Annotated in this window: 14 protein-coding genes; 12 read left to right on the forward strand and 2 right to left on the reverse strand. The window is 54.7% G+C overall.

Annotated elements, in window-relative coordinates; all coding sequences use genetic code 11:
* The first annotated feature begins 2 nt into the window (after window positions 1-2).
* From cybC to AL515_RS04265, 12 genes are all read left to right on the forward strand, one after another.
* Window positions 3-389 (forward strand): cytochrome b562, encoded by a 387-nt coding sequence (gene cybC / locus AL515_RS04210; protein WP_061067120.1) that lies wholly within the window; start codon window positions 3-5, stop codon window positions 387-389.
* Window positions 390-721: 332 nt separating this feature from the next.
* The gene (locus AL515_RS04215) at window positions 722-1,030 is read left to right on the forward strand and encodes a glycine dehydrogenase (RefSeq protein ID WP_048212850.1); all 309 of its coding nucleotides are present in this window, start codon (window positions 722-724) and stop codon (window positions 1,028-1,030) included.
* A 10-nt stretch (window positions 1,031-1,040) separates the two neighbouring features.
* Window positions 1,041-1,403, forward strand: a complete 363-nt coding sequence (locus tag AL515_RS04220; protein WP_003830384.1) for an SFCGS family glycine-rich protein — start codon at window positions 1,041-1,043, stop codon at window positions 1,401-1,403.
* A 2-nt stretch (window positions 1,404-1,405) separates the two neighbouring features.
* On the forward strand, window positions 1,406-1,705 hold the full coding sequence (locus tag AL515_RS04225; RefSeq protein ID WP_038636649.1) for a DUF4312 family protein: 300 nt from the start codon (window positions 1,406-1,408) through the stop codon (window positions 1,703-1,705).
* A gap of 22 nt (window positions 1,706-1,727) precedes the next feature.
* The gene (locus tag AL515_RS04230) at window positions 1,728-2,504 is read left to right on the forward strand and encodes a DUF4311 domain-containing protein (protein ID WP_005134210.1); all 777 of its coding nucleotides are present in this window, start codon (window positions 1,728-1,730) and stop codon (window positions 2,502-2,504) included.
* Window positions 2,505-2,515: 11 nt separating this feature from the next.
* The gene (locus AL515_RS04235) at window positions 2,516-3,160 is read left to right on the forward strand and encodes a DUF4310 family protein (RefSeq protein ID WP_003830379.1); all 645 of its coding nucleotides are present in this window, start codon (window positions 2,516-2,518) and stop codon (window positions 3,158-3,160) included.
* Between the two features lie 58 nt (window positions 3,161-3,218).
* Window positions 3,219-4,352: an amidohydrolase/deacetylase family metallohydrolase gene (locus tag AL515_RS04240; RefSeq protein WP_061067121.1), complete on the forward strand. Its 1,134-nt coding sequence runs from the start codon at window positions 3,219-3,221 to the stop codon at window positions 4,350-4,352.
* On the forward strand, window positions 4,336-5,454 hold the full coding sequence (locus tag AL515_RS04245; RefSeq protein WP_061067122.1) for a DgaE family pyridoxal phosphate-dependent ammonia lyase: 1,119 nt from the start codon (window positions 4,336-4,338) through the stop codon (window positions 5,452-5,454). The genes AL515_RS04240 and AL515_RS04245 overlap by 17 nt, the downstream gene beginning before the upstream one ends.
* The gene (dagF, locus tag AL515_RS04250; RefSeq protein ID WP_048212847.1) at window positions 5,451-6,191 is read left to right on the forward strand and encodes a 2-dehydro-3-deoxy-phosphogluconate aldolase; all 741 of its coding nucleotides are present in this window, start codon (window positions 5,451-5,453) and stop codon (window positions 6,189-6,191) included. Before AL515_RS04245 ends, dagF begins: the two co-directional genes overlap by 4 nt.
* Window positions 6,192-6,212: 21 nt before the next feature.
* Window positions 6,213-8,126, forward strand: a complete 1,914-nt coding sequence (locus AL515_RS04255; protein ID WP_061067123.1) for a BglG family transcription antiterminator — start codon at window positions 6,213-6,215, stop codon at window positions 8,124-8,126.
* Between the two features lie 77 nt (window positions 8,127-8,203).
* Entirely contained in the window at window positions 8,204-8,446 is a 243-nt protein-coding gene (locus AL515_RS04260; protein ID WP_003839576.1) for a type II toxin-antitoxin system RelB/DinJ family antitoxin, read from the forward strand.
* Window positions 8,436-8,720 carry a type II toxin-antitoxin system RelE family toxin gene (locus AL515_RS04265; protein ID WP_003839578.1) on the forward strand — a complete coding sequence of 95 codons (285 nt, stop codon included), beginning with the start codon at window positions 8,436-8,438 and terminating at the stop codon, window positions 8,718-8,720. The genes AL515_RS04260 and AL515_RS04265 overlap by 11 nt, the downstream gene beginning before the upstream one ends.
* A 3-nt stretch (window positions 8,721-8,723) precedes the next feature.
* Here AL515_RS04265 and nrdG read toward each other — a convergent pair whose 3' ends face one another.
* Together nrdG and nrdD are read right to left on the reverse strand one after the other, a co-directional pair.
* Window positions 8,724-9,188: an anaerobic ribonucleoside-triphosphate reductase-activating protein gene (nrdG, locus tag AL515_RS04270; protein ID WP_005134199.1), complete on the reverse strand. Its 465-nt coding sequence runs from the start codon at window positions 9,186-9,188 to the stop codon at window positions 8,724-8,726.
* A gap of 106 nt (window positions 9,189-9,294) precedes the next feature.
* Window positions 9,295-11,433 carry an anaerobic ribonucleoside-triphosphate reductase gene (gene nrdD / locus AL515_RS04275; RefSeq protein WP_061067124.1) on the reverse strand — a complete coding sequence of 713 codons (2,139 nt, stop codon included), beginning with the start codon at window positions 11,431-11,433 and terminating at the stop codon, window positions 9,295-9,297.
* Window positions 11,434-11,836: the final 403 nt, after the last annotated feature.

Consider the following 11,836-nt stretch of genomic DNA (forward strand, 5'->3'; position numbering starts at 1 on the left):
CAATGCGTAAACACCTGTTAGCGATCGTCGCGGCTTCAACGCTGGTTCTTGGTTCTTCTGCGTTTGCAGCCGATCTTGAAGACGACATGGGGATCCTCAACGACAACCTGAAGATCGTTGAAAAAACGGATAATGCGACTGAACTGAAAGATGCGTTAACCAAAATGCGTGCAGCCGCGCTGGATGCTCAAAAGGCCACGCCGCCGAAGCTGGAAAACAAATCCCCGGACAGCCCGGAGATGAAGGATTTCCGCCACGGTTTTGACACGCTGATCGGCCAGATTGATGGTGCGCTTAAGCTGGCGAACGAAGGTAAAGTCAAAGAGGCGAAAGCCGTTGCGGAAGAGCTGAAAACCACGCGCAACGAAAACCACAAGAAGTTCCGCTAATCTACGCTATCCGGCCTGCATACCCGTAGGCCGGATAAAATCCCCCGCTACTGCACGCCCCATAAGTAAACGCTATCCCCATCACATTTTTTCATTTTTATCGCCCATTCATTGTTCGCATTTCCTGCCATTTTGCGGCTCACTCTTGCGATCTCAATCACATTCTTCCAGTGATAAATCGTGAACCCGGCCCGTTTTGCGGCACAGATCACTATCGCTGACCCCCTTTCCACTTCGAAGTGGAAAACAACTCGCTACAAACTTTTAACCCCCACCGCTAATTTACCCTCAGAGCCATTAGTGGGGTAAGACGAGTGAATAACGGAGCTGTAATGAATGACATGGGGGAATCGGTGGAACTGGCCGACCGCATGCTGGCGCAGGTATATGCCTTGCTGCGTGAACGCCACATTATTCCCAACGCCGTACAGGAACAGATGCTGACATCGCATGTTCGCGCCATGGCGCACCGCTCGATAACGGGTGAACCCTTACCAGAAGTCGATGCCAGCTTATTTGATGAAATTTCTGCCGAGTCAATGGCGCTTGCCCGCGACGTGGTCGCCGAGTTTGGCAATCTTCCCGAGGAAGAAGCCTGGCTGCTGTCGGTGCACTTCGAAGTCGCGAAAGACAACCTTTAAGGAGCAAAAGATGGAACAGATTACCGTAGTGATTGGCGATCGTCTGGGTAAAGGCCAGAAAGTGGCGGCAGGCGTTGAGAAAGCGGGTGGCCGTGCGGTTGTGGTACCGGGCGTGGCGGCTGACATGAAGCTGGGTGACGTAATGAAAGCGGAAAACGCCACCTTTGGTATCTCGTTTTGCGGCAGTGGCGGGGCAGGGGCGATTACCGCACAGACCAAATACGGCTACAAGGCGAAATATGGCATGCGCTCGGTTGATGAAGGCGTAACGGCCATCAACGAAGGTTGCAACGTGCTGGGTTTCGGTTTTATGGACAAAGAAGAGCTCGGCGAGCGCCTGGTGCAGGCCTGGCAAAAGAAACACGGCGCTTAAGTATGAAAGAGCAATTCACCACAACGGTGAGAGTCACTGGCAAGGGCGAGGCCAAAGCGCGCGCCTTTGCCGATGCCCTGAACCACGTTCAGGCTGCGGTGATGAAAGCGTCGCCGCATATCTTACTGCGTATTGAGCCACAGGATGTGCAGGTTGTTCAAGCGCGTGAAACGGTGCGCAAAGAGGCGTTTTTATTCCTCTTTCTGCGCCGGGAAAGACGCACCTTCAGCGTGGAGCTGGATGTGACCGTCAACGTGACTGCCATCAATCTCGACAAGGTGGATTTCGTTACGCAACGCTGATTCTTTATTAAAAGGCATAAATATGTTCCTGATAATATTAATAAAATCGCTCATCATTGGTGGCCTGGTTGGCGTCGGTGTCGGCGCTGGGGCTGCACGCATGTTTCATGCGCCTACCACTCAAGGGATGGGCGCGTTTCGTACTCTGGGAGAACTGAATTCCTGCGAAGGGGATCCGGCTTCTCACTTCTCGTTCGGCCTGGGCTTCTTCTTTAACGCCTGGGCTTCTTCCGTTGCGGCGGGGGCGTTCACACAGGATGTCGACCATCGCATCATTCCCAACTGGGGTGCCGCCGCGCTGATGGTTAAAAACCGCAACGTCGGTGAAACGCTACACGATCCCAAACGCATGGCGATTGCCTGTGGCGTTATCGGGATGATTGTCGTGACCTTCCTGAACCTCACCGCGTCATCCGTACCGGAAGCGCTGCAGGTTACCGCCGTCAAGGTGCTGGTGCCTGCGGCTAACCTGCTGGTTAATACCGTGATGCCGGTGATCTTCTGGCTGGCGGCGATCGATGCCGGTAAGAAATCCGGCTTCTGGGCCACCGTTTTTGGCGGCGCGGCGCAACTGATCATGGGCAACGCCGTTCCGGGGCTGGTGCTCGGCATTCTGATCGGCAAAGGTGTTGAAGAAAGCGGCTGGAACCACGTCACGAAAGTGATGATGGTAGCTATCGTCGCACTGTTTGTCCTGAGCGGCTTCTTCCGCGGTTTCGACATGAAGATGATCGAGTCCTTCCATCTGACCGTGCCTAACTGGTTGGAACTGATCCACAACTCGCTCAGCGGCAAATAACGGAGGCCATCATGGAACAGAATAAAGGTTTTTGGTTTGCCGACTGGTCGTTCCCGATCTTCGTTGGCCTGCTCTCCTCTGGCGTCTTTGCCGGAACGCACATGTACTACCTGTACGGTATCGGCGCATTTAACGAAGTCGCTTTTGTGGCGATGCTAAAGGCGGGAATGGACACCGGCTCTTACGGCGCGGTGGCGGCATTTGGCGCAAGTTTCCTGTTTGCCCGCATCATTGAAGGTTCGCTGGTGGGGATTCTGGATATCGGCGGCGCGATTCAGACCGGGGTCGGGTTAGGTGTTCCGGCGCTGCTGCTGGGCGCGGGCATTATCTTCCCGGTCGCCAACTTTGCCGCCTCGCTGGTCACCGGTCTGGTGATTGGTCTGGCGATTGGCTACATCATCATTCTGGCGCGTAAGTTCACCATCAACCAGAGCGATTCAACCTACGGTGCGGACGTCATGATGGGGGCCGGTAACGCCTCCGGCCGCTTCCTCGGACCGTTGATTATCCTCAGCGCGATGACGGCTTCTATTCCTATCGGAATCGGTTCTCTGGCGGGTGCGCTGCTGTTTTATCTGTGGCAAAAACCGATTACCGGCGGGGCGATCCTTGGGGCAATGATCCTCGGGTCCATCTTCCCGATTGCCATTAGCTAACTGTTGATTTGCAGGCCGGATAAGGCGGTTACGCCGCCATCCGGCATAGGAGAGAGCGATGTTTGATTTACTCCTGCGCCGTGCGCGCCTCGTTGACGATACGGTGAGCGATATTGCGCTGAAAGACGGCAAGATCGCGGCGTTGGGCGAAGTTGATGGCCCGGCGCTGAAAACCATTGAGCTGGGCGGCGAGTGCTACGTCAGCGCAGGCTGGATTGACTCCCACGTTCATTGCTACCCGAAATCCCCTATTTACCACGACCAGCCGGATAGCGTCGGTATTGCGACCGGCGTTACCACGGTGGTGGATGCGGGCAGTACCGGGGCGGATGATATCGACGATTTTTACACCCTGACCCGGGAAGCGGTGACGGAAGTGTATGCGCTGCTGAACATCTCCCGCGTTGGGCTTATCGCCCAGAACGAGCTGGCTAACATGGCCAATATTGACGCCGATGCGGTGCGCCAGGCGGTGAAACGCCACCCTGATTTTATTGTCGGCCTGAAGGCACGCATGAGCAGCAGCGTGGTCGGTGAAAATGGCATCACGCCGCTGGATCGCGCCAAAGCGATGCAAACGCAGAACGGTGACCTGCCGCTGATGGTGCACATCGGTAACAACCCGCCGGACCTGGATGAGATCGCCGAGCGCCTGAGCGCGGGTGACATCATTACCCACTGTTACAACGGTAAGCCGAATCGCATTCTGACGCCGCAAGGCGAGCTGCGGGCGTCAGTGATGCGGGCGATTTCACGCGGCGTGCGTCTGGACGTTGGGCATGGCACCGCCAGCCTGAGCTTTGCGGTGGCAAAACGCGCTATTGAACTGGGGATTTTGCCACACACCATCAGTTCCGATATTTATTGCCGCAACCGTATCAGCGGTCCGGTGTATTCCCTGGCGAATGTGATGTCGAAATTTCTCGCCATGGGGATGTCGCTCCCACAGGTCATTGAGTGCGTGACCGCCAATGCCGCTGACGGCCTGCGTCTGAAACAGAAAGGGCGACTGCAGGTTGGTCTGGATGCCGATTTAACCCTCTTTACGCTTAAGCGCCAGCCAACCGTGCTGGTAGATGCTGAAAACGACAGCCTGCAGGCTGAACAAATGCTGGTGCCGCTTGCCGCAATACGTGCGGGCAAGGGCTATATGACCGAACAAGGGAGCGCGGAACATGCCTTCGATTTTTGAGAAATACAATTTAAAACAGGTGATTAACACATCAGGCCGCATGACGGCGCTCGGCGTTTCCACGCCGCGACCAGAAGTGGTTGAAGCGGCGATGGCGGGGATGAATCAGTACTTCGAAATGAAAGATCTGGTCAATAAAACCGGCGACTACATCGCGAAATTGCTGGAAGTGGAAGGGGCGACCGTCGTCTCCTGCGCATCGGCTGGAATCGCCCAGTCGGTGGCTGCGGTGCTGGTGAAAGACAGCGACTGGCTGCTGGAAAATCTGCACGTTACGCCCATCGAGAACAACGAAATCGTGCTGCCCAGAGGCCACAACGTCAACTTTGGCGCACCGGTAGGCACTATGGTGGCGCTCGGCGGCGGCAAGCTGGTGGAAGCGGGCTATGCCAATGAATGTTCCGCGGCACAGCTGGCGGCAGCCATTACACCGCGCACGGCGGCGATTCTGTATATCAAATCTCACCACTGCGTACAGAAAAGCATGCTCAGCGTGGAGCAGGCCGCGGTGGTGGCGCGCACGCATAACCTGCCGCTGATCGTGGATGCGGCGGCGGAAGAAGATTTGCAGTGCTACTACCGCCTTGGTGCGGATCTGGTGATTTATAGCGGCGCAAAGGCGATTGAAGGGCCAACCAGTGGACTGGTGATTGGCAAAACCCAGTATGTTGAGTGGGTGAAACGCCAGACGGCGGGGATCGGCCGGGCGATGAAGGTGGGCAAAGAGGGGATTCTTGGCCTGACCTGCGCTATCGAACTGTATCTGAACGCGCAGAAAGAGAGCGGTGCGGAGATGGTCGAGAAAATGACGCCGTTCATTAATGCGCTAAATTCCTTTAATGGCGTCAGCGCCCGCGTGGTGTGGGACAGCGCAGGGCGCGACATCGCCCGTACCGAAATTAAGTTTGACGAAGCGGTAACTGGTATCGCCACGGGCGAACTGGTTGAAGCCCTGAAACACGGCGAGTACGCGATTTACTTCCGTGGGTACAAAGCCAACGAAGGCATTATCGAAGCCGATGTGCGCAGCGTGGATCGCGCGCAGCTGGAAATTGTGGCCCGTCGAATTGGTGAAGTGATTTCGCAGGAGAAAAACGCATGAAACTGACCCCTAACTTTTATCGCGACCGCGTCTGCCTGAACGTGCTGGCAGGCTCCAAAGAAAATGCGCGGGATATTTACGCGGCGGCGGAAGGACACGTGCTGGTCGGCGTGTTGTCAAAAAATTACCCGGATGTCGCAAGCGCGGTCGCGGATATGCGTGAATACGCAGCGCTTATCGACAATGCGCTTTCAGTGGGGTTGGGAGCGGGCGATCCAAACCAGTCGGCGATGGTCAGTGAGATCTCCCGTCAGGTACAGCCGCAGCATGTTAATCAGGTCTTTACCGGCGTGGCGACCAGTCGGGCGCTGTTGGGCCAGCAGGAGACGGTAGTCAACGGTCTGGTCTCGCCAACGGGTACGCCGGGGATGGTGAAAATCTCCACCGGTCCGCTGAGCAGCCAGACGCCGGACGGCATTGTGCCGGTAGAAACCGCAATTGCGCTGCTCAAAGATATGGGCGGTAGCTCGATTAAATACTTCCCGATGGGCGGCCTGAAATGCCGTGACGAGTACATCGCCGTCGCGCAGGCCTGTGCCCGGCATGACTTCTGGCTGGAGCCTACCGGGGGTATCGATCTGGATAATTTTACTGAAATCCTGCAGATCGCCCTGGATGCCGGAGTGAGCAAAATCATTCCTCACATCTATAGTTCGATTATTGATAAGGTGAGTGGTAACACCCGCCCGGACGACGTGCGCCAACTGATGGCGATGACCCGGGCTTGCATAGGCTAACTGACAGATGAGGAGACTGACGTGCGATTCCCCAACCAACGTTTAGCACAGCTGTTTGATATGTTGCAAAACGAAGCGCTTCCACAGGACGAGCTGGCGCAGCGGTTGTCGGTTTCCACACGCACCGTACGGGCGGATATCACTGCGCTAAACGCGCTGCTTACTCAGTACGGCGCGCAGTTTGTCCTCAGCCGGGGCAGCGGTTATCAGCTCAAAATTGACGACCCGGCAAGTTATCACTCTCTGCAAACGCAGCAGCCTGAAACGTTGCTGCGCATCCCGCGAACCAGCCAGGAGCGGGTACACTGGCTGGTGGTCCGTTTTCTGACGTCGGCCTTTTCGCTAAAGCTTGAAGATTTAGCTGATGAATGGTTTATCAGTCGTGCGACGCTGCAAAACGATATGGCCGAAGTCCGTGAACACTTGCAACGTTATCGTCTGACGCTGGAAACGCGCCCCCGTCACGGCATGAAATTGTTTGGCAGCGAGATGGCGATCCGCGCCTGTTTGACCGATCTGTTGTGGACGCTGGCACAGCAGGATCCGCAGCACCCGTTAGTGATGCAGGAGGCGCTGAATGCCGGGATCCCTGAGCAGCTACAGCCCGTTTTACAGGATATTTTTGCTCGTTTTCATATTCGTTTGACCGACGAGGGCGAGCTGTTTTTACGCTTGTACTGCGCGGTGGCGATACGGCGGATTAGTGAAGGGTATCCATTGCCGGAGTTTGCTGCTGAAGAAACTGAACAGGCGGTGTGCCTGGCCGCGCGTGAGATTGCTGCGGTCCTGCACCGGCTGGCAGACAAACCGCTTTCCGTTTCCGAAGAAAACTGGCTACAGGTGCATATTGCTGCCCGCCAGGTACAAGAGATCGCGCCCAGTGCTATCAATGCGGATGATGATGAAGCGTTGGTCAATTACATCCTGCGTTTTATCAACACCCAGTACAACTACAACCTGTTGAATGACAAACAGTTGCATGCTGACCTGCTGACGCATATTAAGACGATGATCACCCGCGTGCGTTACCAGATAATGATCCCTAATCCGTTGCTGGAAAATATTAAACAGCACTACCCGATGGCATGGGATATGACGCTGGCCGCCGTCTCGGGATGGGGGAAATATACGCCGTATACCATCAGTGAAAATGAGATTGGCTTTCTGGTCCTGCATATTGGCGTGGGGCTGGAACGTAGTTACAACATTGGTTACCAGAGACAGCCGAAAGTTCTGCTGGTATGCGATGCCGGAAATGCGATGGCGCGGATGATTGAAGCGGTGCTGGCGCGTAAGTATCCGCAGATAGAGATCGTCGATACCGTCACGCTGCGCGACTACGAACAGCGGGAAAGCATCAGCGAAGATTTTGTTATCTCTACCGCGCGGATCGGTGAAAAAGATAAGCCCGTAGCGATGATTGCGCCGTTTCCGACCGATTATCAACTGGAGCAAATTGGCAAGCTGGTGCTGGTGGACAGAACCCGCCCGTGGATGCTGAATAAATTTTTCGATGCCGCCCATTTTCGCGTGATCGACGGCACCATGGATCAGCAGACGCTGTTCAAAACGTTATGCCATCAGTTGCAGGATGAAGGTTTTGTCGACGCGGAGTTTCTTGATTCGGTGGTTGAACGTGAGGCCATCGTCAGCACTATGCTGGGTGATGGCATCGCGCTGCCGCACGCCCTCGGTCTGCTGGCAAAGAAAACGGTGGTCTACACCATCCTCGCCCCGCAGGGTATTGCCTGGGGCGATGAAACCGCGCACGTGATCTTCCTGCTCGCCATTAGTAAAAGCGAGTACGAAGAAGCGATGGCGATCTACGATATTTTCGTCACCTTCCTGCGTGAACGCGCCATGACGCGGCTCTGCGCATGCCGGAATTTCACCGAGTTCAAAACCGTCGCCATGGAGTGTGTCAGTCGTTTTTGAGAGGCGTTATCCAGAATTCGATGTAATGCGTATGTAATGCTAAACTGCATTACACATTCGATTCTACTGGAGGCATAATGGCCACGCTGAACGTCCGTCTGGATGACAAACTCAAAAATGAGGCTTATGCCGTGCTGGAAAAACTGAACATTACTCCAACGGAAGCTGTGCGATTACTGTTTCAGTACGTCGCGGAAACGGGGCGCATGCCAGTGAAAACCGTCACCGTTAGCGACAGCGAAGATACACTGATTCAGACAGTCCGGGAGAGGCTGGCCAGCCCGCAAAAAGGAATCAAGGTTAGTCTGGATGACTTATGAACTGGAATTCGACCCGAGAGCCTTAAAAGAGTGGCATAAACTGGGTGATACGGTGAAGGCTCAGTTTAAGAAGAAGTTGGCCGACGTGTTGTTGAACCCCAGAATTGACTCTGCCCGTTTAAACGGTCTTCCAGATTGCTATAAAATTAAGCTTAAATCGTCCGGCTATCGTCTGGTGTACCAGGTTCGGGATGAGGTTGTGACCGTGTTTGTTGTCGCGGTCGGCAAGCGAGAACATTCGGCCGTTTATCTCGATGCAAACAAACGGCTTTAGCGATCAACGCAAATGATGTACGACCTGGTTGCTGCTGCCGCGCCAGATTAGCGCCGGGTCTTTGAGATCCTGCACGTATTTGCCATCGACCAGCACGTTGATGAGATCGACCACCTGCATTTGCGCGGCGTTGAGTTCATCGAGCTTGTAGCCAGTCCACACCCAGATATCTTTGCCGGGGCACTCAGCGCGAACGCGCTGTACCAGTTTCAGGATATCCGGCACGTTTTGCGGATGCAGCGGATCGCCACCGGAGAGCGAGATCCCCTGACGCTTGATTCGCGTATCGTTCAGATCGGCAATGATCTTGTCTTCCATCTCTTTGCTAAACGGCTGGCCGGAATTGAGCCGCCAGGTGCTTTTGTTATAGCAGCCGGGGCATTCATGCACGCACCCGGACACAAACAGCGTGCAGCGGGTGCCGGGGCCGTTAACGATGTCGACGGGATAGTATTGGTGAAAGTTCATAGCTTGTAACCATGCCGGGTGGCGCTGCGCTTACCCGGCCTACAATAAGAGTGCGGTCCGTAGGCCCGGTAAGCGCAGCGCCACCGGGCATTAACGTAACAGCGGATTAACCTATCTGCCCGTTACCCAAATGCTTAACGCGGCGTTTCACTTCTTCCTGCTTACCGGCGTTAAACGGACGGGCGTCCGGGCTGCCTAAATAACCGCAGACGCGGCGGGTGACCGACACGCGCGCGGCGTCGTGGTTACCACATTTCGGGCAGGTGAAGCCTTTGCTGGTGCATTCGAACTCACCGGTAAAGCCACACTCGTAGCATTCATCGATTGGCGTGTTGGTCCCGTAATACGGCACGTGCTGGTAGCTGTAATCCCACACGTCTTCCAGCGCTTTCAGGTTGTGCTGAATATTCGGGTATTCGCCGTAGCAAATGAAGCCTCCGCTTGCCAGCGGCGGGTACGGCGCTTCGAAATCGATTTTGTCGTACGGGTTAACCTTTTTCTCCACGTCGAGGTGGAAGCTGTTGGTGTAGTAACCTTTGTCGGTAACGCCTGGCACCACACCAAACTCGGCGGTATCAAGACGGCAGAAACGGTCGCACAGGTTTTCGCTCGGCGTGCTGTACAGGCTGAAGCCGTAGCCGGTCTCGTCTTTCCACTGGTCGACCGCCTGACGCAGACGTTCCACAATGGCGATACCCTTGGCGCGCAGCTCCTCGCTGTCGTACAGATGTTTGTCACCAAACAGCGCGTTAATGGTTTCATGAATGCCGATGTAACCCAGAGAGATGGATGCGCGACCATTTTTAAAGATTTCAGACACATCATCGTCCGCTTTCAGACGCACGCCGCAGGCGCCTTCCATATACAGGATTGGCGCAACGCGGGCTTTCACACCTTCCAGACGCGCAATGCGGGTCATCAGCGCTTTACGCGCCAGCACCAGGCGATCGTCGAGTAGTTTCCAGAAGGTGGCTTCATCGCCGTGTGCTTCCAGCGCGATACGCGGCAGGTTGAGGCTGATAACGCCGAGGTTGTTACGCCCGTCGTGAATCTGTTCGCCGTTCTCGTTTTCCCAGACACCGAGGAAACTACGGCAGCCCATTGGGGTTTTGAATGAACCGGTGACTTTCACTACCTGATCGTAGTTCAGGATGTCCGGATACATACGCTTGCTTGCGCACTCCAGCGCCAGCTGTTTGATGTCGTAGTTTGGATCGCCGAACTTGTGGTTCAGACCGTCACGAATGGCGAACACCAGTTTCGGGAAGACGGCTGTTTTACGGTTTTTACCCAGTCCCGCGATGCGGTTACGCAGAATGGATTGCTGAATCAAACGTGATTCCCAGCTGGTTCCCAGGCCAAAACCAAAGGTGACGAATGGCGTCTGACCGTTGGCGGTATGCAGGGTATTCACTTCATACTCAAGGGACTGGAATGCGTCATAGCACTCTTTCTCGGTACGAGAATGCGCATAGCCGTCGGCATCCGGGATCTGCCACTCTTCAGCGGTTTTACGGTGCTTATTAAAGCTCTCGGTGACGAACGGCGCGAGAACTTCGTCAATACGGTTAATGGTGGTGCCGCCATAAATGTGGCTGGCAACCTGCGCGATGATTTGTGCAGTGACGGCGGTCGCGGTCGAGATGGATTTTGGCGGCTCAATCTCCGCGTTACCCATCTTAAAGCCCTGCGTCAGCATGCCTTTCAGGTCGATCAGCATGCAGTTAAACATCGGGAAGAACGGCGAGTAATCGAGGTCGTGATAGTGAATATCACCACGCTCATGTGCCTGGACGACATCACGCGGCAGCAGGTGCTGACGTGCATAGTGTTTGGCGACGATACCGGCCAGCAGGTCACGCTGGGTCGGGATCACTTTGCTGTCTTTGTTGGCATTTTCATTCAGCAGAGCAGAGTTGGTTTGCTCAACCAGACCACGAATTTCCTGGTTCAGACGGCCACGTTTTTCACGCTGGATATCACGGTCGTGGCGATATTCGATGTACGCACGGGCGAGTTGTTTGTACGGACCAGACATCAGTTGGTTTTCTACCGCGGTCTGGATCTCGTTGATATCGACCTGGCTGCGCTCATTCATCTGACTGCTAACGACTTCTGCGACGGTGGCACAGTAATCTGCGTCATCGACTCCCGCTGCTTTAGCTGCACGCAGAATGGCTTCTTTGATGCGCTCTGATTTAAACGGCACTTTACAGCCATCTCGTTTCATCACATGCGGTGTCATGATCACTCCATATTTATAAGAACAGGTTATCCACAGAGGTTGGGGAAGCGGTTATGGGTTTATTCATCTATCAGGCCAATGACTTCCCGCAATCCTGACCCACTTTATCCACAATTCCACCGTAAAGCGGTGCACTGTAGTTGTAGCAATTGTAGTCGATTAATACAACATATTGGGTCGGCGTGCATTTTAAGTTCTATATGTAGTGATTTGCATCAAGGATGTTTACGATTTATTTGATGTAGCGCAAAGTAAAAATCGGAGCGTACAGATGACGGGCAGTACAGCGATTGTAAATTGTGGCAAGAAAAATCTGATTAATTATTCAACAAAAACAGGAAGGTAAATGCAGTGTCAGCATTGAAGCCCGATAGCGCTATACGTACCGGGCTCAAAACCAATT

The sequence above is a fragment of the Citrobacter sp. FDAARGOS_156 genome (assembly GCF_001559235.2).
Classification (GTDB): domain Bacteria; phylum Pseudomonadota; class Gammaproteobacteria; order Enterobacterales; family Enterobacteriaceae; genus Citrobacter; species Citrobacter youngae.

Excerpts from the sequence above, each read along its gene's own strand:
- cybC (WP_061067120.1), top strand. The coding sequence starts at position 3 with ATGCGTAAACACCTGTTAGCGATCGTCGCGGCTTCAACGCTGGTTCTT.
- AL515_RS04215 (WP_048212850.1), top strand. The coding sequence starts at position 722 with ATGAATGACATGGGGGAATCGGTGGAACTGGCCGACCGCATGCTGGCG.
- AL515_RS04220 (WP_003830384.1), top strand. The coding sequence starts at position 1,041 with ATGGAACAGATTACCGTAGTGATTGGCGATCGTCTGGGTAAAGGCCAG.
- AL515_RS04225 (WP_038636649.1), top strand. The coding sequence starts at position 1,406 with ATGAAAGAGCAATTCACCACAACGGTGAGAGTCACTGGCAAGGGCGAG.
- AL515_RS04230 (WP_005134210.1), top strand. The coding sequence starts at position 1,728 with ATGTTCCTGATAATATTAATAAAATCGCTCATCATTGGTGGCCTGGTT.
- AL515_RS04235 (WP_003830379.1), top strand. The coding sequence starts at position 2,516 with ATGGAACAGAATAAAGGTTTTTGGTTTGCCGACTGGTCGTTCCCGATC.
- AL515_RS04240 (WP_061067121.1), top strand. The coding sequence starts at position 3,219 with ATGTTTGATTTACTCCTGCGCCGTGCGCGCCTCGTTGACGATACGGTG.
- AL515_RS04245 (WP_061067122.1), top strand. The coding sequence starts at position 4,336 with ATGCCTTCGATTTTTGAGAAATACAATTTAAAACAGGTGATTAACACA.
- dagF (WP_048212847.1), top strand. The coding sequence starts at position 5,451 with ATGAAACTGACCCCTAACTTTTATCGCGACCGCGTCTGCCTGAACGTG.
- AL515_RS04260 (WP_003839576.1), top strand. The coding sequence starts at position 8,204 with ATGGCCACGCTGAACGTCCGTCTGGATGACAAACTCAAAAATGAGGCT.
- AL515_RS04265 (WP_003839578.1), top strand. The coding sequence starts at position 8,436 with ATGACTTATGAACTGGAATTCGACCCGAGAGCCTTAAAAGAGTGGCAT.
- nrdG (WP_005134199.1), bottom strand. The coding sequence starts at position 9,188 with ATGAACTTTCACCAATACTATCCCGTCGACATCGTTAACGGCCCCGGC.
- nrdD (WP_061067124.1), bottom strand. The coding sequence starts at position 11,433 with ATGACACCGCATGTGATGAAACGAGATGGCTGTAAAGTGCCGTTTAAA.